Raw genomic sequence first — 22662 nt, 5'->3', positions numbered from 1 at the left:
CCCCGACACCTGGACAACGACCATCATCTGCACTGGTCACGCTTCCGACGCCGCAGCCAAGCCCGCGCCCGCAGATGCCACTACCAACGCCGAGGCCACCACCCCCACATGCGGTTGCAGTACTAAGGAGAGTGGGCATGTCCTTGGTGCTTCAGGTTTCGTGAACTCGGCGCCTTTTCAATGCATGCGGGCATCTGTGTCGAACAGGGACAGTTCGTGCTGGTGGAGCAGGTGTTGGACGATGAAGGATCGTCCGGCGACTTTCCAGAGCCCTCGGCCGCGGTTGAGGTGTGAGATGGCGTCCATCTCGACGGTGGTGAGGCCGAGCAGGGTGGCTGCGGCGTGCAATTGATCGGTTTCCTGGCGGTAGATGATGCGGGTGGAACAGTCGGCGAGCAGGCCCTCGGCCAGGGCTCGTCCGCGGGATCCGGCGTCGCCTGCGGTGAGCAGGTCGGACAGCCGGTGAATGACCATCAGATTGGCGATGCCGAGGCCGCGGCTGAGTTTCCACTGCGCCTGCATCCGCTGCAGGAGGCCGGCGTGGCGCATCAGCCGCCATGCCTCGTCGTAGACAATCCAGCGCCGGCCGCCGTTGGGGTCGGTGAGGGCGGACTCCATCCAGGCGGAGGCGCAGGTCATGGCCAGGACGAGAGCGGTGTCGTCGCCGGATCCGCCGAGGCGGGACAGATCGATGGTGAGCATCGGCGCCCGCGGATCGAAGGTCACGGTGGAAGGGGCGTCGAACATCCCGGCCAGGTCCCCGTGGATCAGCCGGCGCATGGCGTGGGCCAGGTCACGGGCCGCGTCGCCGAGCCGTCCCGACATCATCCCGGCGGCCTCGTCCAGCGCGGCAGGATCGTTGAGGGTGGCGGCGACATCACCGAGGAGCGGGGTACGGGCAGCGCTGGCGGCGCGGGTGACGACGGCGTCAAGGGCGATGTCCAGGGCGGTGTGCTCCATGGGCATCAAGTCCCGGCCCAGAACAGTCCTGGCGAGTGAGCCCAGCAGGAGGAGGCGCCGCTTGCGGATCTCCCCGGCCCAGTCGGCCTCGGCAATGCTGTGGGGGCGCGGGGCCGCGTCCAGGGGGTTGAGCCTGCCGGGCAGCCCCGGGCCGAGGGCAACGGACACCCCGCCCAGGGCGTGTGCCACCGGAGTCCATTCACCCTTGGGATCGCACGGAACGTATACGCGGTAGCCGAAGGCGACCGACCGCAGCGCGAAGCTCTTGGCCAGGGCGCTCTTGCCCTGCCCGATCACACCGGCGAGCAGGATGTTCGGGTTGGTGAAGCCTTCGATCTTGCCGTACAGGGCGAACGGGTCGAACACGAAGCTGGCTTCGGCGTGGACGTCGCGTCCGATGTAGATGCCCTCGGCACCGAGGCCGCCTTCGGCGAGGAAGGGGTACGCGCCGGCCGCCACGGCGGTCGTCATGCGGTGGGCGGGCAGCTTCAGCCGGTTCTTGCGGGCCGAAGCCGGCCCAGGCCGGCCGCTCAGGGGGTAGAGGGCGGCGGGGGTCGCGTGCGCGGCGACCGCGCTGCCGACCGGGCGGGTGCTCGCTTCGGCGCGGGCCTTCGCGGTGGCCTCCGCCAGTTGGCGGCGGGCTGCTTTGCGGCTGGCCCGGTCGGTTCCGTGCGGGGTGAACAGCGCGGACGCGGAGGCGCGGCGGGCGGGCCGGTGACTCATCGGGCCCCTCTCATCGGCGGTTCATCGGACGCAGGCGGTGGTGTGCGGGCGCAGGTCGGCAGGGGTGGTCTTGCGCCGGATGCTGTGTCCGGCGGCGAGATGGCGCTGGCAGATGGTCAGGACGGGCGGCCCCTCGGGCAACCGGTCCGAACGGCACTCACTGGCCCCGGCGCCCTGGGCGGTCGTGGGGCTGGGCAGCAGGTGGAAGGCCGTGTGGATCTCGGCGGTGGCCTGCCAGAGGCGGGTGTGCGCGGTGGTGAGGTGGCGCCCTGCGCCGGGGTGCGGTGGCCGCGTGGTCTCGGCGAGCTGATCGAGGAGGTGGTGCAGGGCGCTGAGGTGGGCGTGGAGCACATCGAGGTGCACGCGGTCTGCCGGTGCCGCCGCGGTAGCGGCTGGGTGTGCCAGGGCGCGGGTGTGATGGCGGACTCCGGCGCTCGCGGCTCGGAGGTAGGGGTGCGCGTCGTTCGGAGGGGTGCGAAGGGTCAAAGGGGGTGTTCCTTCCTGCCGTAGGCAGGGATGGCTGGCCGCGGGGATCGGTCGGTGAGGTTGGTCAGTGGGAACGGCGCGGTGCTTTCGGCGGTGGGGCCGGCACGGTGGCCGCGGGCCCGGTGGGGGAACGCTCGACCTGGAGGCGAGCCTGCTCGTGGCGCAGGTCGTTGTACGAGCCAGGGGCGCCGGTTCCGGGATGGCTCTCCTGGGGCAGCAGCACCGGAGCAGGGAGCGAGAGGCCGGCAGCTTCTTCCAACCAGTCCTGGAAGGACGGCAGTTCGTAGAGAACGCGGTGTGCGTCGTGGAAGTCGGTGGCGTGGACTACGAACAGCCAGGGGTTTTCGCCGTCCTCCTGGCCGGGACCGGTCAGGGCCAGGGTGAAGGCTCGGCGGGTGGGGACGGCGGCCAGCAGTCGAGGCGTTTGATCACGACGTCGAGGGTGTCGCTGGCCTCCATGGCGGTTGCCGCGCGGACCTCTTCGTACGTGGAGCGCTGCTCCTCGATCACGTCTCCGTCCGCGGTGCGATGGACGTCCAGCTGCTCCTGGTGGCGGTGGCGCATGGCCTGCAAGGGGGTGAGCAGGGCCAGGATCTCGTCCATCAGGTGGGGTGCGGGGCCGGCGGTGGGGCGCGACCCGCTCACAGGGCGGTCCGACCCAGGGGCAGCGCGGCGAGGGTGAAGGCTTCGGGCTGCTGGTAGTTGAGGCGCCGCAGGTCGACTCCCGAGGTGACGGCGTGGGTTTCGATCTGCGCGCAGGCGGCGTCCAGGAGGGTGTCGGTCTCGGCGGTGACGGTGACCAGGCCGGTCAGTGCCACGTCCGCGTGCCCGGCGATCAGCTGGCGCTCCCGCGTTTTGACGTCGGCGTACTCGACGGAGTCTTCCTCGCTGTCGACCTGGCCCTTGCGGGTGCGCTCGTTGGCATCGGCGATGATCGCGGCCTTCTTGCGCTGGACGTCGCGCAGTGCGGACTCGAGCCCCTGCGGCGCGTAGACCAGGGACAGGGTGCGCCGCACCCCGGCGGTGAACATGATTCCGTGGAGGAATCCCGCTCCCATCTCGGTGCGGGGCCAGTTCTCCACCCAGTACGTGGCGTGGCGGGCGGAGTCGGTCGCCAGGCGGTCGTACTCCTCGACCTGGACGACGGGCCCGGCGGCTGCGGGGTCCGCCTCGGCGCGCCCGGTGTCGGACCACTGCTGGAGCGCGGCGAGTGCTCTGGGGTCATAGGCGGTGCGGATGACGGCGGCGATCTCCCGCGAGCTCAGCCAGCCCGTGACCATCAGTCCGGCGTTGCGGGCGGCCTGGGCGATGGAGGCGGTGGTCTGTGCCATGACGGTGAACGCACCTGGCAGTCCTCCGCCGGCCTGCGAGATCAGGCGCTTAGCGGCTTTGAGGTCGAGGGAGATGGCGAGGTAGGTCTCGTGCGGTGCGGCGGCGGGCCCGGCGGAGGCGACCAGTTCGGAGTAGATCTGGCCGGCGACCGGGGTCTGGGGGTGACCGTTGTGGGCCCAGTGCCGGGTCAGGGTGTCGCCGCTGTCGGGGACGGTGCGCTCCAGGACCTGCACGGTGGCGATGTGCCCGGTGCGGGCGATGCCGGCGAGCGCGCGTCCCCAGCTGGTGACGTTGTGGTTCTGGGTGGTGGGGTCGAGCAGGGCGAAGGCGCGGGAGGTGACGCGGGCGATGGCGGTCAGGGTCTGCTGGTGCGGGTCGTACACGGCAGCGGCGCCGTTGGCGGAGTCGCCGGGTGTGACGACCTTGAGGGAGGCGGAGGTGCCGGGCAGGTGCAGGACGCCTTCCTGACGGGGCCGGGAGACGGGCCGGGCGAGCCACAGGGTCTGCCCGGTGCGCCGGCGGTGCGCGTAGCGGGCGACGATCGGCGCCCAATCGATCAGCGACCGCCCATGCCGGCGGATCATCACGAGCGCACCCGCCGCGGCCCACAGAGGCGTCAGGGCAATGGCGCCGAGCAGCCCGGTGGAGACCACCGTCATCAGCAGCAACGCCAACGCTGCTGTGACCAAAGCGAGTTGGGGGAGCGAGAGGCCGAGGAGGATGCCGCGGCGGGATCGGTGCGGGAACTTCACCGTGACCGGGGCGACGGACAGATCAGTCAATGGGACGGGTCCTGGGGTCGGCGGTGGGGCCCGGGGGCGGAGGTGCGGTGCACGTCCCGCCCCCGGACAACAGGGCAAGGGGTCAGAGGCCGGCCGGGGGAGTCGGCGGCCCGGCCGTCGGGCTAGTCGTAGCGGCCGGCGCACCGGTGGGCGGCGGGGCGCCCTGGGGCGGCGGGCTCGTGGTCGGCGGGACGGACTGCCGCCCATTTCCCTGACTGGGCGGTGCGGCGTTCGGTCCGGGGCCGTTCGGTTCCGTGCTGCGCGGCTGGCCGTTGGTGTCGTCGGAGGGGTTCATCGGCGGGGGCTGGACAGTCTGCTCCAGGCCGGGTGGGGCACTGTCGTTGTCTGTGCCGGTCGGGTTGGGGGCGATGTCGCCGGGGAAGTCGCCTGTGGCGTCGGGGCCTTGCGGGGCGGCTTCGGCTCCGGCTGCCGCTCCGCCGCCGGCTCCGGCGGTGGCTGCTGCGGCTGCCTTGCGGGCGGCCTTCTCGGCGTGCTGCTTGGCGATTTGGGCTCCGGCACCGCCGGCGCGGTGGATGGTTTCTCCGTCGGTGCCGTCGGCTGCCCAGTGCACGAATTTGAAGACCGCGTACGGGCACAGCAGCACCATAATCATGATCACGATGCCGGACATGACGTCGGCGAGTGCGCCGATGCCGTCCTTGGACTCGGTGTTGCCCATGGCGGCGATACCGAGCACGAAGATCACGGTCATGAGGAGTTTGGAGACCACGAGGGTGGCGGTGGCTTCGATCCAGCCGCGACGCCACCGGCGGGTCGCTTCCCAGCCGCCGCCGGCGCTGGCGAAGATCGCCAGGGTGACCATGACGAGGATGCCGACCTTGCGGACCATCATCACGCACCAGTACAGGACCGCGCCGAGTGCGGCGCCCAGGCCGGCGAGCGTGGCGATGAGCCAGCCCATGGGAATGATGGCACCGATTTCGGAGACCTTGACGATGCGGCGCACGGCCGTCTCGATCGTGAGGTGTGAGGCTCTGAACAGGCCGTCGGACAGGGCGTCGACCACTTCGATGGCGACGGTGGTCAGCGCGATGGCTGCGAACGCGAAGATCACACCGGAGGCGGTGCCGGTGAATGCCTGAGTGAGGGCCTGGCCGTCCCGCTTGATCGCAGCGCGGATGAGTTGGGCGCAGAACGTGGCGACGAGCAGGACCAGGCCCAGCGGCAGCAGCATCTGGTAGTTGTCGCGGAACCAGGGTGCGTTCAGATCGACCTTGGTGGTGGTGTTGACCGCCGTGGCGGCCAGATCTGCCGAGGTGGCGGCGAGTTCACCGGCGGACTTGGCCATCCAGTTGCCGATCGCCTTACCCGGGTCGGTCGCGAAGTCCACCGCGTCGCCGACAGCACACACCTTGCCCACGACGGGAAGGTCACAAAAGCCCATGGGAGCATCCCTCCTTTCTTAGTCGGAGCAGGTCACGGCGCGACGCGCGGGGCGATGGCGACCAGGGAGCAGTCGTGGGAGGGCCGGCACTGAACAGCGAGGGACACGGCCCGGTCCTCGGCTCCGGAGCCACCGTTCTTCCAGGCGATCTGCTGCGTGCCGTTGACGGTGACGAGGTAGATGTATGCCTCGGTGATCGCGGTCGGATCATCGACGAGGGCTTGCTTGAACGCCGAGGGGTAGTGCGCCTCGGTGGCGGTGGAGGTGGCGTGCTGGTCGTTGTCGGCCATCCGCGACCACAGCACCGGATCAGGGACCTGCGCCGAGATCGACGCCCAGTCGGCGTACTTGCTCTCCTTGGTCATCCACGCGTCCATGCCGGCGAGCTGCTGGTCACGGCTGGTGTTGCGGGTGTCGTATGACCACAGCATCGCGGCGGCGGCCTTGGCGTAGGCGACCGGCTCCGAGACCGCTGGTGGCTGGGGGACCGAGCCCGTCCCACCGGCCGGCCCCGGCACGGCCTGGGACGGTGTAGCGCTGCCGGTAGCCGAAGGCGTGGGTGTGCTGGCGCGGTCGTGCGGGCTACCGCCCCTGGAGAACCAGGCTAGGGAGGCGGCAACCGCGAGCAGGCTGGTGAGGATGATCGCGGCGATGATGACGCGCCGGTTGGGCGACCAGCCGATGCCGCGAGCGGGCCGGGTCAGGGAGGGGAAGCGTTTTTGCATCAGTGGACCTGCGACCCCAGCACGCTGAAGAACGCCACGATGCCGTTTGCAGCGCCGAGACCCAGCGCGGCGCCTGCCGCCACGGTCGCGCCCTTCTTGCCGTTGGCTTCGGCCTGGTGGCCGCCGGTGTGGTGGCCCCAGGCCCACACGGCGAAGGACACGGCGAGGGCGCCGACGACGGCGACGATGCCGAACAGGTTGATGCTGTTGACGACGTTCTTCAGCACGGACAGGCCCGGCAGTCCGCCTTCCGCGGGCGCGATGCCGGGGTCGTAGGCGAGGTAGGTGATGCGGTCTGCGAGTGGGAAGGGCATAGGTGTGGCAAGGCTCCTTGCGTACGCGGGCCAGGCGAGGGGCCGGCGGAAAGGGGGAGAAGAGGAGGGAGAGGTGCGCTCGGGGCGCTAGAGTGGCGCGACGCAGGGCCGCCCGGGGCGGTGTCCTGGCGGGACGGGTCAGACGACGCGGCGGACGGCGAGGATCGCCCAGTCCTTGAGCGGGGTGATCCGTACGGGCTTGGTCGTGCGCGGCGCCTCAATGACCAGGCCCGCGCCCAGGAACATGCCGACGTGTTCGGGGCGGGCTGCGGTGCCGCGGGCGAAGATCAGGTCACCGGGTCGCAGCTGGCTGGGTGAAACCGCCTTGCCTTCGCTGACTTGCGTGTACGTGGTACGGGTGAGGGTGATGCCGGCGTGGGCGTATGCCTGCTGCATCAGGGAGCTGCAGTCGCAGCGGCCCATCGGGTCGGGACCGTGCGAGTCGGTGCAACTGCCGCCCCACTGATAGAGCGTGCCGAGCTGAAACATGGCCCACTCGATGGCCTTGCGTGCCTTCGGGTCGGTGTCCAGCGGGATCTTGTACCCCTTCGGCACGCTGCCTTCGGGGATGCGGCCGTATCCGGAGCCATCCGCGGGAGGCGGGCAGCCGGTGGCGCCGGCCCCGTGCCCCGTGCCGTCCGTGTCCTTGCCGGCGTTCGGGAAGGTTGCGGCGATAGCGCTCTGCAGCGCGGTGGCCAGGCCCTCCCACTGCGCGTAGGCGTCGGGGTAGCCCGATGCCTGTACGGCCTGGGCGGCCTGCGTGACTGTCAGTTGCTGCCAGCCCTTGATCTTCAACAGGTGTTGATAGAACTGCTCGGAGGCGTAGACCGGGTCGCGGATTTGCTGGGCGGTGCCCCAGCCCTGCGAGGGCCGCTGCTGGAACAGGCCGAGTGAGTCGCGGTCCCCGGAGTTCAGGTTGCGCAGCCTCGACTCCTGCATCGCGGTGGCGATGGCGACGATCTGCCCCCGTACCGGCACATGCAGGCTGATCCCGGTGGCCACGATCGTCTGGGCGTTGGGGATCTGCTCCTTGGGCAGGGTGAGGCCCTCGACGTGGACGTCCTTGTCGGACGCGCCGTCGAGGATGGCGGTGACCTGCTTGCTGACGGCGTCGATGTCGACATCGCCGAGGCAGTCGCTGAGGGCGCCGGTGCTTTGGACGGCTTCGCTGGAGGAGGCCAGCATCATGGCCGTTCCCGCGAGCAAGAGGGGCGACAGGACGGCGACGGCGATGCCGGCGGTGAGCCCCTTCAACCGGAGGGAACCGCTGGGGCGTTAGCGAGCACGGGTGTCGGCGGGTAGCGAGATGTCATGGGCGTGTCCTTCTTGGTGCGGTGTCCGGCGTGCCGCGTACGCGCTGGCGTGGTGGAAGGGCGCGGCGGCCGGGGTGAGCAATCGAGACGGGCCGGTGCGGGCGAGTTGCCGCTCGCTTCGCGCGGCCGGGTGGTGCGTTAGGTGTGCCGGGGCAGGGGAATCCTCCGCAAGGTGTGGTGTGGGAATGACCGGCGGTCGCGTGCGCCGACCGGTTCAAAAACAGTAGGGCCGAATCGGCCGTTGACCAAAAAGTTGGTGTGAAGGGTCGGAATCCGATACCTCGCCACGGGACTTCTTGGTCAGCGGCAAATTCGGCCCTATAGTTTTTGGACTCCCCTCTCCCTCTCCGTTCTGCGGCCCGGGCATTCCTATGCCCCTTTTGGGCCCGCGGGGACTCGTCTGCGAGACGGGCAGTCCTTCCCCCTCCCTACCCGAATCGGGGTTCCTCTTTGCCTTTTTCCCTACATCAGGGCGACGCTCTCAGTGTCTTGGCCGGCCTGCCGGATGACTGCGTCGACTCCGTCATCACCGACCCGCCGTACAACTCCGGCGGCCGGACCGCGAAGGAGCGCACGACGCGCTCGGCGACACAGAAGTACACCTCCGCCGACGCCCAGCACGCCCTGCCGGACTTCACCGGCGAGAACATGGACCAAAGGTCGTACGGGTTCTGGCTGACGCAGGTCATGACCGAAGCGCAGCGGCTCACCAAGACCGGCGGCACAGCCCTGCTGTTCACCGACTGGCGTCAGCTGCCCGTCACCACGGACGCGATCCAGGCGGCCGGCTGGCTGTGGCGCGGGGTGCTGGCCTGGCACAAGCCGCAGGCCCGCCCCCAGAAGGGCCGGTTCACCCAGAACTGCGAGTTCATCGTGTGGGCGTCCAAGGGCGCGATGGACGGCTCCCACAACCCCGTCTACCTGCCCGGCATGTACTCCGCCTCGCAGCCATCGGGGACCAAGCGCCAGCACATCACGCAAAAGCCCGTCGAGGTGATGCGCGAGCTGGTCAAGATCAGCCCCGAACGCGGCACGGTCCTCGACTTCTGCGCCGGCTCCGGCTCCACCGGCGTCGCCGCCCTGCTGGAAGGCCGCGACTTCATCGGCGTGGAGAAGACCACGCAGTACGCGGCCATCGCAGCTGACCGGCTTACCGCGACGATCCGCGAAACCCTCACCCGGGACGACATGGTCCTCGCGGTCTGACGCCACACCCCAGCCCCGCCCGTGCCGGCAGGCACCCTTCCCAGCTCAGGTGGCGCCCTGCCGTGGCTCATCGGCAGTGCGCCACCTGGGCTGCCCGCGCCCACTCCAACTCCCCCTCGTTCCCCGCGTCTCGTAGGAGGCCACACTTTTGATGCCTGAACCCATAGAACCCAGCCCTGCCGGGGAGATGGAGCCCCTCCGTATTCCGGACCCTCAGCTGGAGGGGATCGAGGCGAGCGTGCGACGGCTCATGGAGCAGTCGACGCAGCAGGCCCAGCAGCTCGACCACCTCGCCTCCGCCCCGACTGCTTCGCCGTTCGCGGCGTTCGGCATGCCGGGACTTGGGGGCCCGGCCCCTACCGCACCGCCGGAGCCGCGCCCGATCTTGGAGCTGGACGGGGAGGAGCGCGAGGACGAACTCGACGCGCTCAGCGACTGGGTCGACGACTTCCTCCTCGCGGTCTACGGGGCGGAGGTCACCACGGCGGCGCCCTGGTGCCTGCAGTGGCAGGAGCACGACGACGTCGTGGCCTGGCTGCACGCCCTGTGGCTGGCCTACCAACAGCACAAGGACCCCGAAGCCGGGCTGAGCGGCCTGTTCGTGTGGCACCGGGACTTCCTCACCCACGCCATCGCCGCGATCCGCTCGCCCGGCGGCCCGCTGTCGGCCTGCATGACCTCCCCGGAACGTCCCGCGCACCGGCTTCTACCCGGCCCGGCGCCGTCGGCCCGCACGGGAAAGTCAACGGCGAAGGCGACGGGACCTGCCGAGCGGGCCGAGCCGACGTCATGAACGGCAGGCGGCCGGCCTTCGGCCTGAGCTTCGACCCCCGCGCTCTGACTGATCTCCTCCAAGCTCCGGGCGACATTCGCGATCTCACCCTGTCCTACCTGCAGGAGTTGGTGAATGCCCAGCGCTTCGGGATCCGGCTCGACGGGGACTTGGAGGGCTACCGCAAGCTGTTCGTGGACTCCCGCAAGGACTGGCGCGTCGTTTACGCCGTGCGCCCGGCGCCGGAGGGCTCCGCGCATCGGCGGGAGATCCACGTCGTCGCAGTCCGGCCGCGAGCCGGCAACGACGTCTACGACGAGGTCGGCCGCCGCCTGGGAATGAACCGCCGGCCGCTCAGCGCCCGCACCCACGCGGCACGCTCCAGCTCCCCGCAGCTCACGACCCGCGGGCCCGTACCGAGGCCGGGGCCCCCGCCCTCGCCCGTGCCGGGCCTGCCCCGCCCCGCGCAGAGCCCCTCGCACCACCACACCCCCCGAGTACACGGAGCCTCCGCCTATGCCCCCTGATCCCGCGCTGGCAACAGCCCGGCGTGCGGTCTCCTCACTCGACCACCGCATCGAGGCCGTCACCGGCCATGACGTCGACACCCTATGGGCCTACCGCGACCGCGGCGTCCTCGACGAGCCCCATGTCCGCCTGGTCGACCGGCACCGCGAGCTGGCCCGGGCCGAGACCGGTGTGACTTTCTACCGCACCCTCCTGCACCGCCTGACGAGCGGCGAGTTCCCCGTCGATGGGCCCCTGTTCGAGCGCATCGACCGCACCGTGGACCAACTGGAGGAAGCCGCCGACACACGCGACACCGCAGCCCAGCGGGTGATCGCAGCTCTGGAGCCGCTCGAGGCCGCCGGCCCGACGGCACCGGCGGCCGGGGGCGAACCGATTTCGGCCGCCGACCAGGCAGCGTTGCTGTCCATCGCCGGCGGCGCCAAGGTGCACGCGCACCTGCTCACCGGGCGGATGTCCGTTCCCACAGCCTCCGGCAGCAGGATCCCGTACGCCCACCTGCAGCAGCTCGAAGCTGCCGCGCTGGTCTCCCGGGACACCAGCCACACAGTCGAGGCCGGGCAGCCGGTCACCCTGACCGATACGGGCCGTGCCGCACTGGCCAGGAGCCGCGGACACCGACCGGCAGCCGTACCACCGGCACCGAGGCCCGGCACTTGGCCCGCCGCCCCCACCCGGCCCCACCGCTGAATCCGGCCGCCCATGAGGAGACCTTTGCCCACACCCGAACTCGATCTTCACCTCGACGGCTTCGAGGCCGCAGACCAACAGGACGATCGGGCATTTTGGACCACGATCGAGATGCACCAGGACCAGCTGCTTCCGCTGGCCGAACATCACAGCCCTTCCGGAGCGAACAGCTTCTACGTCCTGCACGACGGCGCGGCCACCTGGGGCCATCCCGGAGACCCGCAGATCGTTGCACTGCATCTGCAACGCGATGTGACGGCGCAGACGTTCACGTTCGAAGCCAAAAATCTGCCCCTGCCGTCGATGGCACAGTCCTGGCTCATTCACCGCGGCTGCCCTGCCAACGCCATCAACCTCAACCCCGACCTGGGCCCTCCACCGGCGGACGAGGCGACACGCTCCTTGGAGCGGCGGCTCATGGGGGATGGAGACCACTTCGCGTACGGGTACTCCTACACCCGCGACGACCCGAACGACTGGGTCACCGTTGTGGCCCTGCGCGCGATGGATGAACGGGCCCCCTCGCCATTCCGCGTCGTCGTCGAAGAAGTCGACACCCAAACCTGGACCCACACCTTGCGCGAGGGCGGCTTCGCCACCGTCGAGGACGCCGTCCAATGGTGCGACGAGCGGATCGCCGGCACCGCCGGGCCTCTCCCGCCCGTCCGCCCGGCAGCGTCCTTCACCCGCCCTGTGGCACGCCCGATAACCCCCGCTGCGCGTCCGCCCGGCCGCTCGCGTTGAACATTCGCGCGGGTTGGCGCCGCGCAACATAGCCGACGATCGCCGGTTGGCCAAACCGGCGATTGTCCGGACTCTTATTCAGACGCCGGACAGCAACTCCGGTGCGAGTCACCGCAATCCCCATGCCCGTACGGAGGTTTCTTCCGCATGCACTCAACCCGAACTGCTTCTTCTCGCAACCAAGTGGACATGACGTAGCGGGTTTCCTGCTCGTCCATCAGTTCCGTACCTCCGCAATCCGGGCGCCTGCGCCCGCAGGATAGGAGTTCTCCTTGTCCGATGAGCTATTCGACAGCACGCAGGATGTCGTGGGCGTACTCACCGACCAGATCGAAGCCCATTTCGACATGGACATGGAGCAGTTGAAGGCCGCTGTCGCCGTCCAGCCGACTGCCAGCCCTGATGCCACCGAGGTCGTCAGATGGCACGGCCTTCTCGTCGGCGCCCAGAGGGTCCTCGACCGCGCGGAGGACGACCTCCTCGCCGCTCTGGAAACGCAGCCCAGCGAGGTCGACGACCCCACGATGGGCCTCGCGCACCGCGTCAACGCAGCCGTCACCGCCCGCGACGGGCGCGCCCTGGTCGTGCGCTGGCTCCTGGACCCGGACGCCCCCGGCAAGAAGGACCCCGCCGCCCAACGTCTCGGCCGTCCCAACCGCGCCGGGCCGGCGGTGCAGACCAGCGTCGCGCTCCGGCCCGCGACCGCACCGGCATCGGCGGTACGAACGGGGAAGGCAGCGCAGCGATGAGCGACAAGCTCACGCCCAGCAGCGCCGACAGTCACCTCTGCGATGTCTTCGGCGCCTCGCTCGCCGAACTGCACGCAACGGCCTTCCAGCCCGATGCGCCCCCTGCGCTGTTCAGGGCCCTGGAACTGCGGTCATTCCTCACCGTGGTCGAGGAGCAGGTCGCCCGGGTGCGTGACCGTGTGCACGAAGCGATGAGGCCCGACCGCGACATGGGCGAGTTGTCAGCCGATGACCTGCGCTTCGATGCGCAGTGGCTGCAGGCGGCCCTCGATGCCCGCGACGGCTATCGGACCGCGCTCGGCGAACTGCTGGGCACCATGCCACCGCCCGGCCCGCAGTCCCGCCCCGACCGCGTGACACCGCCCACGGCCACCGCCACCCTGCCCCCGACCGTCGCCGCCCCGACACCACAGCGTGCCAGGGCGGCCACGGCGGGCCGATCGTGAAAGCCACCGATTGCCCCACCCCACGTCCACCGAGATAGCCGGACGGATCGAGGACCTGTACGGCGCTTCGCTGGCTGATCTCGGAGCCCGTGCCCAGGACCAGCCGCCCGGCATGCTCTCCGCCCTGCTCGCCATGCACGAGGACCTTGCCCTCGCCGAGCGCAGCATCACCTTCCACCGCGACCGCCTCGCCCAGCTCGTCCACCCCGAGCGGCAGATCGGCGGACACGAGGTCTCCCACGTCCTGGACTGCGCGCGCCGGCTCGCCGAAGCGGTCGCCGTCCGCGACGTCCAGACCAGCACAGCCTCCGCTGTCCTTCAAAGTCTCGCCCGCGTCACCACGCCCGCACCGTCACCGGCCCCGGCGTCTGCCGCACCGGCCGCGCCCGCTCCGGCCGCAAGTACCGCCCGCAGCCGCTGACCCTCGCGGCCCAACACCCCCTGCTACCGATCCAGGAGTTCCTCCCTTGGCCCTTACCGGTCTGCCCACCGACACCGACGCTGACATCGCCCGGGTCGCCGAGGCACTCGCCATGATCACTCCGCGCTGGAACGTGCGGATCCTGCTGGCCATCTCCGGCCGGGCGCTGCGCTACAGCGAGATCTCGGGCAAAGTGTCCTGGCTGCAGGACGGCCAGCTCCACCCGAAGCTCAAGTCGCTGTGCGACGCCGGCCTCCTCCAGCGCACCGAACACACCTCGCGGCATGTCACCTACGGTCACACCGAGCGCGGCGCAGCGCTGCTGTCGGTCCTGCCGATGATCGTCACCTGGGCCGAGGAACATCTGGAAACGGCAGACCGCCCGCTGCCCGCGATCGAGCAGATCGAGGACAGCCTCACCCTGCTCACCCGCAAGCACGCCGCCACGATCTTGTGGGTGCTGAAGTCCAACGAGGGGGTCAGCGGCCGGGCGCTGGCCAGGATCATCATGCCCAGCAGCGACTGGACCAACATCTACCCGCCGCTACGGCAGCTCGTAGCCGACGGCCTGGTCACCGCCGGCGGTACCGGGCAGCCCTACCGGTTGTCCGTAGCGGGCGACGGCCTGGGTCCTGTCTTCGGCGCCCTGTCCGCGTGGGCCGCCGGCCAGCCCCTCACGCAGGCGGCCCGTCACCCGCTCTGGGGGCGCCCGCAGGCCGAACTCGCAGCGTTGCAGTGGGTCAGCAACCCATCGCGGGTGCCCAACCCACCGACATCACGGCCACCGGTCCGGGGCAGTGAGACCGTACAGCCGACGTGGCAGAACCGCGATCTGTTCTCCCACCCCGCGGCGGCCCGCCCGAACGCGGCGCTCCCGGCGGGAGGCCCGCGCCGATGACTGCCTCCTTTACCTCGACCGGTCTCCGCAATGCCTTCGCCGCGCTGACGTCACCGGCTTTGATCCGATTGATCACCGAGATCGACGATCACGGTCCGATCCCGCCGCGACGGCTGGCCAGCACCCTGCCCGACCTCTCGCCGCACCAACTGCGCCGAGCCACCGAAACGGCTCGCGCCATGGGTCTTTGCAGGATCGGTCCCGGTGTCGGACTGGAACTGACCCCGTCGGGCACGGAACTGGCCGATCTCTACGACGCGACCGCCCGATGGGCACGGAACAACAACTACCCCCGCCCGGTCTGCGACTTCACCACGCGCGTGCGGCACACCCTGCGCCTCCTGGTGCAGAGCTTGGTGGCCGTCACCGCCGAAAGCTCCCACCGTCAAGGGGCCGATGAGGACCTGGACCGCGTGCGAGCCCTGCTGCACCAGCGGCTGCACTTCGAGGCGCAGGCCGCCCTGGTTGCTCAGTACGAGCCTGCCGCGTGAGCGGGTGCGTCACCCCGCGGCACGCCCGCTATACCGCGGGACTGCTGCGCGGCATCTACCTGCCGCGCACAGTGGAAGCCCTCGCATCCGCCATGGCCACCTACGGCATCCCGCTTTTGGTCCTGACCACCACCGGCTCCGCAGCGCTGACCGGTCTGGCATTCGCCCTGGAGTGGGTGCCCAGGTTGGCGGCGTTCGGGTGGGCCGGAGCGGTCGTCGACCGGCGCGGAGCCTCCGTCGTCTTCTTCCTCGCCTCCCTCAGCCGCGCGCTTGCCCTCGCCGCCGGCGCAGTCATCCTCGTCCTGCACCCGGCCGGCACCGTGGCGAGCGTGTCGGTGATGGCGCTTGCTGCCACCACCGGTGCGCTCACCGAGTTCAGTTACATCGCCGCCGAGACCGCAGGCGCCGGCGCCAGCCGCCGGGCCGGAGCACGCGCCCACCGCGTCCAAGCCGGGTTGCTCGGGATCGACCAGACCGCAAACCTGGCCGGCCCAGCGGCAGCAGGTCTCCTACTGCTGGCCGGCCCCCCGCAGATGCTCACCGTGATCACGGTGTTCTCAACGCTCGCCGCGCTTCTCGCGCTGCGCACTCCTCCTTCGCCCGTCACCCCGGCCCGCGCGCCGAGGGGCAACAGGAGCGCGGGGCTGCTCGCCGGATGGCGGACCATCCGGTCCCTGCCCGCGCTCGGATGGTTGGTGGCCGGTCTGACGGTGTCCAACTTGGCCACTGGTCTCCTGCAGGCCGCCGGCCCCGTGATCGTCGTCAACCACTTCGGGCAGCCCGTCACCGCCGTCGGCCTGGTCTGGTCAGCCGCCGCGGCGGCCACGCTCCTGAGCGTCGCGCTCTGCCGGTTCGCGATCGACCGTCTGGGTCTGTGGCCGGTCGGCGCCACGTGCGCGGCCCTCGCCTCGCTCGCCTGCCTCGCCGCAGGCCAGGCCCCCGACTACTTCTCCTACTTGGTCCTGGTCGCCGTGCTCATGGCGGCCGAAGGCGGATTGGCGGTGGTCCTGCGCACCCTGCGCTCCCGCCTGATCCCGCCGAACCGGTTCGGCAGCACCCTGTCGGCGACCATCCTCATCCTCCTGCTGCCCTTCCCCATCGCCGGCGTCCTGACCGCGCTCACCCCGCCCGACGCGCTCGGCCCCGTCATCACCGCCTGCGCCGTCCTGCAGGCCCTCGGTCTGTTCCTCGCCTTCACCCGCCTACGCACCGACCCCGCCCTGCGCGCCTGACCCGTTGCCTTTCCCCAGCCTGTGGAGAACTGCCCCACGCCCACTACCTGCCCTACTGCGTACCGTGCCCGCGGGCGCACCATCACCGAGCAGTTCCACATCTTCCACGTCCGGCACCCGCACGTGTACCGCGCGCTGGAGCGCATGACCGCCCGCCAGCTCTCCGCGGGCGCCACCCGCGTCGGCCTCAAAGACCTCTTCGAGGACCTGCGCCGACAACTCCCGCACGGCGTGGCGGGGCTGAACAACAACTTCACCGCCCTCTACGCCCGCCAGCTGATCGCAGCGCACCCCCAGTGGGTCACCGCGTTCGAACTGCGCCGCCGCCGCGCCGACTGACAACACCATCCTCGCCTTGTCGTCCACCGATTTGGAGCACCCTCTTCTTGTCCGCTCGCCCCCTTGTCCTTGTCGTCTCTGCGGGTGATGAGACGTATCGCGGCTACTGCCTTGAGCAGGTGGCCGCCGCCTACGACGTCGTCCTGCTGACCAGCACGGAGCCGTCGTGGGAGAAGCCGTTCATCATCGACCACGCCGTCACCGACCTCCACGACACCACCGCCCTGCACGCCGCCGGTCGGGAGTTGGCAGCACGCCACGAACTCGCTGGCGTCGTCACGTGGGATGAGTGGCACCTTGTTCCCACTGCCCGTCTCGCCCGTGCGCTTGATCTGCCCGCGAACTCGGTCGAGGTGATGCGGGGTTGCCGCAACAAGGCCACCGCGCGGACCCTGTTCGCCCGCCACGGGGTGCCATCGGCGGCTGCCATGAAGGCGCGCACCCTGTTGGAGGCGGGCATGGCCACGATGATCGTCGGCTATCCCGCTGTCCTGAAGCCCACTGCGCTCGCCGGGAGCATCGGCGTGATCCGCATCGACCGGCCCGAAGAGCTGCCCAGGGCCTTCGCGTTCGCCTCGGCCGGAGCGAGCAAGAGCCGCGAGGACACCGCTGTCCTGGTCGAGGAGTACCTCGACGGGCCGGAGGTCTCCGTCGAGTGCGTCACCCACCACGGGGCGACGACCGCCGTTGCGGTCACCCGCAAGAGCCTCGGCGCCGCCCCGTATTTCGACGAGACCGGACACACCGTCGATGCCGGCGACCCGCTCCTCGCTCACGTCGGGCCGGTGGCCGCCGCCGCGATCAAGGCTCTGGGTATCACCGACGGCGTCCAGCACGTCGAGATGCGCCTGGTCGACGGCCGACCCCGCCTGATCGAGGTCAACGCACGCATCGGCGGCGACATGATCGGCCACCTCGTCCACCTCGCCACCGGCATCGACCTGCCCAAGGCCGCTGCCGACCTCGCCTGCGGTCGTGCCCCCGACCTCACCCCGACATGCCGCGGGGCCGCGGGCATCCGCATGCTCTACCCGTCCACCTCCGGCACCCTCACCAAGCGGCAGATCAACCAGCCCTTCGCCGCCCACACCCCGTGGCTGCGGCAGGTGCAGTGGATCCGCCAGGTCGGCGACCCGCTCCTTCTACCGCCCGAGGGTGACCTGTTCACCGCCAGGGCCGGCTTCTACATCGTCACCGGCCGCGACACCACCCAGGTCAACGAGCGCCTCGACACGGCCGCAGACGAGATCACCGTCATCACCCGGGCGGACCGATGAGCCCCGAAATTGACCCGCGCTACGACATCGACGGGGACGTCTACGTCTCCCCGCGCTACCTCGCGGCCACCACCGGAATCGGTGACCCCGCCCTTCAGCCCCTGCTCGCCGTGGGCTGGGACCTCCAGCACGACGACCTCGGCAACGCCTACGTCAACGCCCCTGACCGGCGGGTCCGCCTCGGATACCTCCCCGAAGGCGAGGACGACGGGCTGTGGCGCATCAACGCCTACAAGGACCCGTTCGGACCACCGGCCTGGGGTGTCTGCTTCAACGACCGCACCCCCACCGAGTTCGTCCAAGCCTTCACCACCGCACTCGCCGCGGCGTACGAACAAGGGCCGGACGCCTACCTCGCCAGGCCAACCTCCAGCAGCGACGATCACAGCCCCTTTCTCGTCGTCACCCCCCTCCTCAAGCAGGGATGGGAGCTTGGCCGCCCCCGCGGGGGAGTGTTCGCGATAACCGCACCGGACGGCCTCGCCGGCCTGGAGTTCATCCTCGGCGACCTCGACCCGGAAGCCGAGCTGACCACGCGTGACGCCCGCTGGCAGCTGTGGGCCGGCACCTCCATCGACCGCCGCGCCTGGTACGCGACCGCCAGCACCGACACCCCCGTCGCCCTGCTTACCGCCGTCACCCAGTGCGTATCCGACCCGGCCCTGCTACCCCGATGGCAACAGGACACCTACAGCTACATCAAGGGCATGGCCCAGCTCACCCCCATCCTCCCGGCCGAGCCACCTGCCCCCACGCCCCTCGACGTCCAACGGGCCGCCGCATCCCGGCGCCCAGCCGCACTGCCCGCGCCCAGCGTCCCGCGCTGGAGCACCACCAGCCGGCCGGCCCTCCCGGGCCCGCGTCGATAGCGCCGGCCTGTCCCCGATCGGAGAGCATCCTTTGTCCTTGCAGGCTCCCGAGTTCTTCGCCGAGTTGTGCCTGCCCTTTCACCACAGCACCGTCGTAGGCGCCACGTACTTCGCCATCCCGGTCCCGGATGGACCGCTGCGGCTACGGATCGCCTTCACTGGCGCCCTCCACGCGGACACCTACGGCGGACTGCGCCTGGCGGTCATCCACCCGGACCGGGGCGAGATCGACGCGGTGGCCCTCAGCTTCGTGGACCACGGCACCTTTCACCGCCGCGACGAAGCCAACAACACCTCCCCGAACAGTAAGCAGTACGGCACGTTCGACACCTACCGCCGCCCCGGCCGTCAGCCCTGGGAGGGCGCCGTCACCACCAGGCTGGCCGATGCCATCCAGCAGTACACCGAAATCTGGTTCCCAGGCGCTTGGCGGACGTCTGCGGCAAGGCGTGCTGCGGGCCGAACCGCCCACAAGGTTCCCGCCCCGCACGCCACCCACGCCGGGGGCCGCGCCCGCTGAGCCGCGCCAGCGTTCCGCGCCGCCAGGGGCTTCTTCATCCCAACTCGCCCGCCTCCGGCCCAGCGCGCAGGCGGGACCCGAAGGACTTTCCACCCCTACCACCTGATCAAGGAGCCCTCCTTCTCGTGCATGCTCGTATCGCCCGCAGTGCCGTCCGATCCGCTGCCCTCGTCGCTGCGGTGACCGGCACCCTCACCTGGGCACCGGCTGCAACCGCCCAGCCGTCCGAACCGACACCCTCCTCGACCACCTCTGCATCCCAGACGCCGGCAGCCGATGCGGGCAGCGTTGCGATCACCACGAACGACGCGGCCGGGGATGCGCTCCCCGGCGCGGGGTTCCTCCTCCTCGATGCCACCGGCCAGGAGGCCGGACGCGGGACGACCGACGCACAGGGAAAGGTGCTCTTCAACGAACTTGCCCCCGGTGTCTATCGGCTGAAGGAGACGTCATCGGGAAGCCCGCTTCACGACGTCGTCGCCGACCAGGACGTCATCGTCACCCCCGGCGCGACCACGCGGCTGACGATCACGGATCCGTTCAAGGCCGCCACGGTCCTCCTCCAGGTCAAGGATGAGAAGACCGGCAAATTCCTGCCCGGCGCCACTGTGAATATCGGCAACGGTGACAAGATCCTGCTTGTCCTCACCACCGGGCCGACGGGTACGGCCGGCGGGGAACTGCCCGTGACGAGCCGCTCGACCACCTTCTGGGTCAAGCAGATCAAGGCCCCCGCCGGCTACGACATCTACAAGCCCGCCAAGACGTTCACCGCCGGTCCCGGCGCCCTGGTCACCGTGACCGTCACCACCGCCAAAACCGCGACCGTCCCGAAACCCGACCCGTCAGGGAAGCCGACGGACAAGCCCACAGCCGCCCCTTCCACACCGGGGAGCACGCCGAGCGATGGGGGCCCCGGCGGGTCGACGACCAGCCCCACACACACCAGTACACCGGCCGCCGACTCCTCACTCGCCCCCGCAACCGATCCGCGCAACAACGCGGTCCCGCCCACTGCCCCGGTCGGGTCCCTCGCCCGCACCGGAGCCGGCTCCACCCCGTGGGTCCTTGGCGGTAGCGGACTCCTCGTCGCGGCAGGCGGTGCCACCATTCTCGGCGCACGCCGCCGCAGGACAACCGAGCCCGAGCAGAACAACGAGGCCGAGAGCAACTAACCCAACATCACTCCTCGACCAGCAGGCCCCCGGGATCTCCCCCCGGGGGCCTGCGTCGTATCTCGGCTTCCGCAGGCTGCGGCCACGCCGTCCGCTACCTCCGCCGCAAGGTCGGAAGGAACGTCTACCGTCCGGCGCAGGTGCGGACCGGCCGTTAGAGCGAAGGTGGCGATGCCGCGCGAGGGTGCGCAAGGATGCTGCGATGCACGAGGAACCCTTGGAAGAGTGGGCACGCCGGCGCGAGGAGCGTCGAGATGCGTCGAAGGGGAAGTTGCGGGCCGTGCCGCTCGCCTCGGGCCCGAACCGCGGAGCGCACGTGGAGCCGGACGCGCCCCGGGTGATTCAACAGTGGAATGGCACGGAGTGGGAGACGGTCGGTGTCGTCGATAACCTGGCCGCCGCGAAGGCGCTGCTTCACCCGCCGCAGCCGGTAGAGGTGAAGCCTACGCAGTGGGACCCGCCGTCCTATGGCAAGGGCCCGGGCCGGCATCGACGGCCGACTCCTGCAACGGAGCAGGACAGCTGAACTGTGGGTGCGGGCGTCCTCAAGTTCCGGCGGCCACCGGAGACGGGGATCCGTACTACCTCGACGTCACCCTCTCCTTGCACACCCCCCCCGGGGGCCCGATGACCCGCCACGCTTGGAGAAGGACTCAGTCGCGCCAGTTCGACGGCCCGCCCCGAATAGCCTCGCAGGCCAAGGACAGCAGTTCGTGTCCGTTGACATCGAACCCAGTCGTTTTGCCATGAACCGAGCCCTGCCGACTCCGGCACGCCCCGCCCGCAAAGAGCTGGCGATCTATAGACCGCTTCGTCGTCGCTATAGACAGCCCAGACCCCAGTCCGTAACACTCCTATAGCGATCGATAGAGACAACATAGAGTGCTACGGAAGGTTCTTGTGCGGATCACCATTGAAGGCGCGAGCGAGGAGTTCGAGCGCAAACTGCTCGACCTGCTCGCCGAGCATCGAGACGAACTGGCCGTCTCCGTCGACACCGCATGGGACGTCGACAGGGCGATGGTCTTCCTGAACACGCTCAATGAGGACGCCCGCCTGTTCGTGCGCCTGGTCGTAGAGTCCGACGGCCATCTGGAGGCCGCCGTGCTGCGCGAGGCATTCCCGCGCGGACTGCGCGGCCCCACCGTGGCCCTGACCTACGCTCTCAAGCGCGGCATCAAGCACGATTGGTGGCCCGAAGGCACCGAGGCGCCGGTCACCGTGCTCTACGGCGGCGGCCCGCAGGACGGATGGCGGCAGGCATCGGCCTACGAGATGTCCGGTGAGGATCTACCCGTCTTCCGCGCCGCCCTCACCCACTACGACGCCGCGCCCCGGCCCCCCTGGGACGGGGAGGCACCGTCCGCGTTCGCCGTGCATCCGAGCCGGGCGGCCGATGCCGACGTACCGCGCGCACTGGACGAGGATCCGCCGACCGCTCCCAACTTCCCGGACGGAGCAACCAGATGAACGGGGGTTGCGCGGCTAACCCCAGCCTCCCGCATGGTCGGCGCGGCCCGTCACCGCGGCGGGCCCTACCCGCCTCGCAGGAGTGATGCCGCCGTGTCCGCGCTCTTCGACAAGTTCCTGATTCCGACTGCAGTCGGTCTGGTCGTCGCCGGTCTCGCCGCCGCAGCCGGCTGGCTCTACCGGCGTCGCCGGACCACCCCGACACCTCCCCGCGTGCTGCGCCGCTTCAGCCTGCTGGGCACTACCGGCGCCGACGGCACCCCTCTGTACCACGAGACCACCCGGGCCCCCGGCAGCGTCGTCACCCGCCGGGTCGGCAGCCTGTCCCAACGCTTCGAGCTGACCGATGCCCCGCTCGGCGACGGCACGTACGCTGCTGAACCCCTCGACCACCTGTAGGACGACCAGAGCATGGAGTGTGTGTGACCGCGAGCGCCCTCAGGCAGGGCTGCCCACCAGCACTTTCACCGCACGCGCTTAGGTTCATAACCACAACCAGCCGAAGCGGCTGCGTTCGCTGTCAAACGACTGGGTTGAATGACAGCGGACAGTTCGCTGGGGGCAGACAGGAATGATCCGCGAAAGACTGGCCAACGCGGGCAGGGGCATGTCAACGTAGGGGGCTGGTGCAGGAAACGCCAGGTCAGAGAGGTGATTGCTCGTGGCCGTTAGTACTGCAACCGCATGTGGGGGTGGTGGCCTCGGCGTTGGTAGTGGCATCTGCGGGCGCGGGCTTGGCTGCGGCGTCGGAAGCGTGACCAGTGCAGATGATGGTCGTTGTCCAGGTGTCGGGGC

Annotated in this window: 27 protein-coding genes; 19 read left to right on the top strand and 8 right to left on the bottom strand. The window is 70.1% G+C overall.

The features are described from left to right. Positions 1 to 177: 177 nt before the first annotated feature. From O3W51_RS43235 to O3W51_RS43200, 8 genes are all read right to left on the bottom strand, one after another. On the bottom strand, positions 178 to 1683 hold the full coding sequence (locus tag O3W51_RS43235; protein ID WP_269289254.1) for an ATP-binding protein: 1506 nt from the start codon (positions 1681 to 1683) through the stop codon (positions 178 to 180). Between the two features lie 21 nt (positions 1684 to 1704). Next, a complete protein-coding gene (locus O3W51_RS43230; RefSeq protein ID WP_269289252.1) occupies positions 1705 to 2169 on the bottom strand; it encodes a DUF6238 family protein in 465 nt (154 codons plus the stop codon). A 369-nt stretch (positions 2170 to 2538) separates the two neighbouring features. Continuing rightward, complete coding sequence (locus O3W51_RS43225; RefSeq protein WP_269289250.1) at positions 2539 to 2814, bottom strand: hypothetical protein; 276 nt, start codon at positions 2812 to 2814, stop codon at positions 2539 to 2541. After that, positions 2811 to 4283 carry an SCO6880 family protein gene (locus tag O3W51_RS43220; RefSeq protein WP_269289249.1) on the bottom strand — a complete coding sequence of 491 codons (1473 nt, stop codon included), beginning with the start codon at positions 4281 to 4283 and terminating at the stop codon, positions 2811 to 2813. Before O3W51_RS43220 ends, O3W51_RS43225 begins: the two co-directional genes overlap by 4 nt. A gap of 82 nt (positions 4284 to 4365) precedes the next feature. Then, positions 4366 to 5688: an SCO6881 family protein gene (locus O3W51_RS43215; RefSeq protein WP_269289248.1), complete on the bottom strand. Its 1323-nt coding sequence runs from the start codon at positions 5686 to 5688 to the stop codon at positions 4366 to 4368. Positions 5689 to 5720: 32 nt separating this feature from the next. Beyond that, a complete protein-coding gene (locus tag O3W51_RS43210) occupies positions 5721 to 6413 on the bottom strand; it encodes a hypothetical protein (protein ID WP_269289246.1) in 693 nt (230 codons plus the stop codon). After that, a complete protein-coding gene (locus O3W51_RS43205; protein WP_269289244.1) occupies positions 6413 to 6727 on the bottom strand; it encodes a DUF6112 family protein in 315 nt (104 codons plus the stop codon). Before O3W51_RS43205 ends, O3W51_RS43210 begins: the two co-directional genes overlap by 1 nt. Before the next feature lie 138 nt (positions 6728 to 6865). Continuing rightward, positions 6866 to 7981: a C40 family peptidase gene (locus tag O3W51_RS43200; RefSeq protein WP_269289242.1), complete on the bottom strand. Its 1116-nt coding sequence runs from the start codon at positions 7979 to 7981 to the stop codon at positions 6866 to 6868. A gap of 509 nt (positions 7982 to 8490) precedes the next feature. Here O3W51_RS43200 and O3W51_RS43195 point away from each other — a divergent pair. The 19 genes from O3W51_RS43195 (at position 8491) to O3W51_RS43105 (ending at position 22266) form a co-directional block, all read left to right on the top strand. Further along, positions 8491 to 9246, top strand: a complete 756-nt coding sequence (locus O3W51_RS43195; protein ID WP_269289240.1) for a DNA-methyltransferase — start codon at positions 8491 to 8493, stop codon at positions 9244 to 9246. A gap of 250 nt (positions 9247 to 9496) precedes the next feature. Then, positions 9497 to 10039: a DUF4913 domain-containing protein gene (locus tag O3W51_RS43190; RefSeq protein WP_269289255.1), complete on the top strand. Its 543-nt coding sequence runs from the start codon at positions 9497 to 9499 to the stop codon at positions 10037 to 10039. Further along, complete coding sequence (locus tag O3W51_RS43185; protein ID WP_269289238.1) at positions 10036 to 10545, top strand: hypothetical protein; 510 nt, start codon at positions 10036 to 10038, stop codon at positions 10543 to 10545. Before O3W51_RS43190 ends, O3W51_RS43185 begins: the two co-directional genes overlap by 4 nt. Further along, on the top strand, positions 10535 to 11236 hold the full coding sequence (locus O3W51_RS43180; protein ID WP_269289236.1) for a hypothetical protein: 702 nt from the start codon (positions 10535 to 10537) through the stop codon (positions 11234 to 11236). Before O3W51_RS43185 ends, O3W51_RS43180 begins: the two co-directional genes overlap by 11 nt. A 12-nt stretch (positions 11237 to 11248) precedes the next feature. Next, complete coding sequence (locus O3W51_RS43175; RefSeq protein ID WP_269289234.1) at positions 11249 to 11980, top strand: hypothetical protein; 732 nt, start codon at positions 11249 to 11251, stop codon at positions 11978 to 11980. 272 nt (positions 11981 to 12252) lie between these two features. After that, positions 12253 to 12729, top strand: coding sequence for a hypothetical protein (locus O3W51_RS43170; RefSeq protein WP_269289233.1), 477 nt, complete (start codon positions 12253 to 12255; stop codon positions 12727 to 12729). After that, positions 12726 to 13175 carry a hypothetical protein gene (locus tag O3W51_RS43165; protein WP_269289232.1) on the top strand — a complete coding sequence of 150 codons (450 nt, stop codon included), beginning with the start codon at positions 12726 to 12728 and terminating at the stop codon, positions 13173 to 13175. The genes O3W51_RS43170 and O3W51_RS43165 overlap by 4 nt, the downstream gene beginning before the upstream one ends. A gap of 10 nt (positions 13176 to 13185) precedes the next feature. Then, positions 13186 to 13596, top strand: a complete 411-nt coding sequence (locus tag O3W51_RS43160) for a hypothetical protein (RefSeq protein ID WP_269289231.1) — start codon at positions 13186 to 13188, stop codon at positions 13594 to 13596. Between the two features lie 46 nt (positions 13597 to 13642). Continuing rightward, the gene (locus O3W51_RS43155) at positions 13643 to 14494 is read left to right on the top strand and encodes a winged helix-turn-helix transcriptional regulator (RefSeq protein WP_269289230.1); all 852 of its coding nucleotides are present in this window, start codon (positions 13643 to 13645) and stop codon (positions 14492 to 14494) included. Further along, positions 14491 to 14985, top strand: a complete 495-nt coding sequence (locus O3W51_RS43150) for a regulator (protein WP_269289229.1) — start codon at positions 14491 to 14493, stop codon at positions 14983 to 14985. The genes O3W51_RS43155 and O3W51_RS43150 overlap by 4 nt, the downstream gene beginning before the upstream one ends. Next, positions 14982 to 16217, top strand: coding sequence for an MFS transporter (locus tag O3W51_RS43145; protein ID WP_269289228.1), 1236 nt, complete (start codon positions 14982 to 14984; stop codon positions 16215 to 16217). Before O3W51_RS43150 ends, O3W51_RS43145 begins: the two co-directional genes overlap by 4 nt. A 21-nt stretch (positions 16218 to 16238) precedes the next feature. After that, on the top strand, positions 16239 to 16556 hold the full coding sequence (locus tag O3W51_RS43140; protein WP_269289226.1) for a hypothetical protein: 318 nt from the start codon (positions 16239 to 16241) through the stop codon (positions 16554 to 16556). A 47-nt stretch (positions 16557 to 16603) separates the two neighbouring features. Beyond that, positions 16604 to 17833, top strand: a complete 1230-nt coding sequence (locus O3W51_RS43135) for an ATP-grasp domain-containing protein (protein WP_269289224.1) — start codon at positions 16604 to 16606, stop codon at positions 17831 to 17833. Continuing rightward, positions 17830 to 18702, top strand: a complete 873-nt coding sequence (locus O3W51_RS43130; protein WP_269289222.1) for a DUF317 domain-containing protein — start codon at positions 17830 to 17832, stop codon at positions 18700 to 18702. The genes O3W51_RS43135 and O3W51_RS43130 overlap by 4 nt, the downstream gene beginning before the upstream one ends. Positions 18703 to 18733: 31 nt before the next feature. Next, entirely contained in the window at positions 18734 to 19222 is a 489-nt protein-coding gene (locus tag O3W51_RS43125; protein ID WP_269289221.1) for a hypothetical protein, read from the top strand. A 125-nt stretch (positions 19223 to 19347) separates the two neighbouring features. Beyond that, positions 19348 to 20397: a SpaA isopeptide-forming pilin-related protein gene (locus tag O3W51_RS43120; protein ID WP_269289219.1), complete on the top strand. Its 1050-nt coding sequence runs from the start codon at positions 19348 to 19350 to the stop codon at positions 20395 to 20397. A 202-nt stretch (positions 20398 to 20599) separates the two neighbouring features. Beyond that, entirely contained in the window at positions 20600 to 20923 is a 324-nt protein-coding gene (locus O3W51_RS43115; protein ID WP_269289218.1) for a DUF6087 family protein, read from the top strand. 374 nt (positions 20924 to 21297) lie between these two features. Beyond that, a complete protein-coding gene (locus tag O3W51_RS43110; RefSeq protein WP_269289216.1) occupies positions 21298 to 21867 on the top strand; it encodes a hypothetical protein in 570 nt (189 codons plus the stop codon). Between the two features lie 93 nt (positions 21868 to 21960). Then, positions 21961 to 22266 (top strand): hypothetical protein, encoded by a 306-nt coding sequence (locus tag O3W51_RS43105; protein ID WP_269289214.1) that lies wholly within the window; start codon positions 21961 to 21963, stop codon positions 22264 to 22266. Positions 22267 to 22662 lie beyond the last annotated feature (396 nt).

Origin of the sequence: Streptomyces sp. H39-C1 (assembly GCF_027158125.1) — a bacterium.
Lineage (GTDB): Bacteria > Actinomycetota > Actinomycetes > Streptomycetales > Streptomycetaceae > Actinacidiphila > Actinacidiphila fildesensis.
This window is presented reverse-complemented; position numbering and strand designations above follow the sequence as displayed.

What these genes read in the sequence shown, in the direction of transcription:
- O3W51_RS43115 (WP_269289218.1), top strand. Translation starts at nt 20,600, where the DNA reads ATGCACGAGGAACCCTTGGAAGAGTGGGCACGCCGGCGCGAGGAGCGT.
- O3W51_RS43205 (WP_269289244.1), bottom strand. Translation starts at nt 6,727, where the DNA reads ATGCCCTTCCCACTCGCAGACCGCATCACCTACCTCGCCTACGACCCC.
- O3W51_RS43150 (WP_269289229.1), top strand. Translation starts at nt 14,491, where the DNA reads ATGACTGCCTCCTTTACCTCGACCGGTCTCCGCAATGCCTTCGCCGCG.
- O3W51_RS43235 (WP_269289254.1), bottom strand. Translation starts at nt 1,683, where the DNA reads ATGAGTCACCGGCCCGCCCGCCGCGCCTCCGCGTCCGCGCTGTTCACC.
- O3W51_RS43210 (WP_269289246.1), bottom strand. Translation starts at nt 6,413, where the DNA reads ATGCAAAAACGCTTCCCCTCCCTGACCCGGCCCGCTCGCGGCATCGGC.
- O3W51_RS43190 (WP_269289255.1), top strand. Translation starts at nt 9,497, where the DNA reads ATGGAGCAGTCGACGCAGCAGGCCCAGCAGCTCGACCACCTCGCCTCC.
- O3W51_RS43130 (WP_269289222.1), top strand. Translation starts at nt 17,830, where the DNA reads ATGAGCCCCGAAATTGACCCGCGCTACGACATCGACGGGGACGTCTAC.
- O3W51_RS43175 (WP_269289234.1), top strand. Translation starts at nt 11,249, where the DNA reads ATGAGGAGACCTTTGCCCACACCCGAACTCGATCTTCACCTCGACGGC.
- O3W51_RS43165 (WP_269289232.1), top strand. Translation starts at nt 12,726, where the DNA reads ATGAGCGACAAGCTCACGCCCAGCAGCGCCGACAGTCACCTCTGCGAT.
- O3W51_RS43185 (WP_269289238.1), top strand. Translation starts at nt 10,036, where the DNA reads ATGAACGGCAGGCGGCCGGCCTTCGGCCTGAGCTTCGACCCCCGCGCT.
- O3W51_RS43180 (WP_269289236.1), top strand. Translation starts at nt 10,535, where the DNA reads ATGCCCCCTGATCCCGCGCTGGCAACAGCCCGGCGTGCGGTCTCCTCA.
- O3W51_RS43215 (WP_269289248.1), bottom strand. Translation starts at nt 5,688, where the DNA reads ATGGGCTTTTGTGACCTTCCCGTCGTGGGCAAGGTGTGTGCTGTCGGC.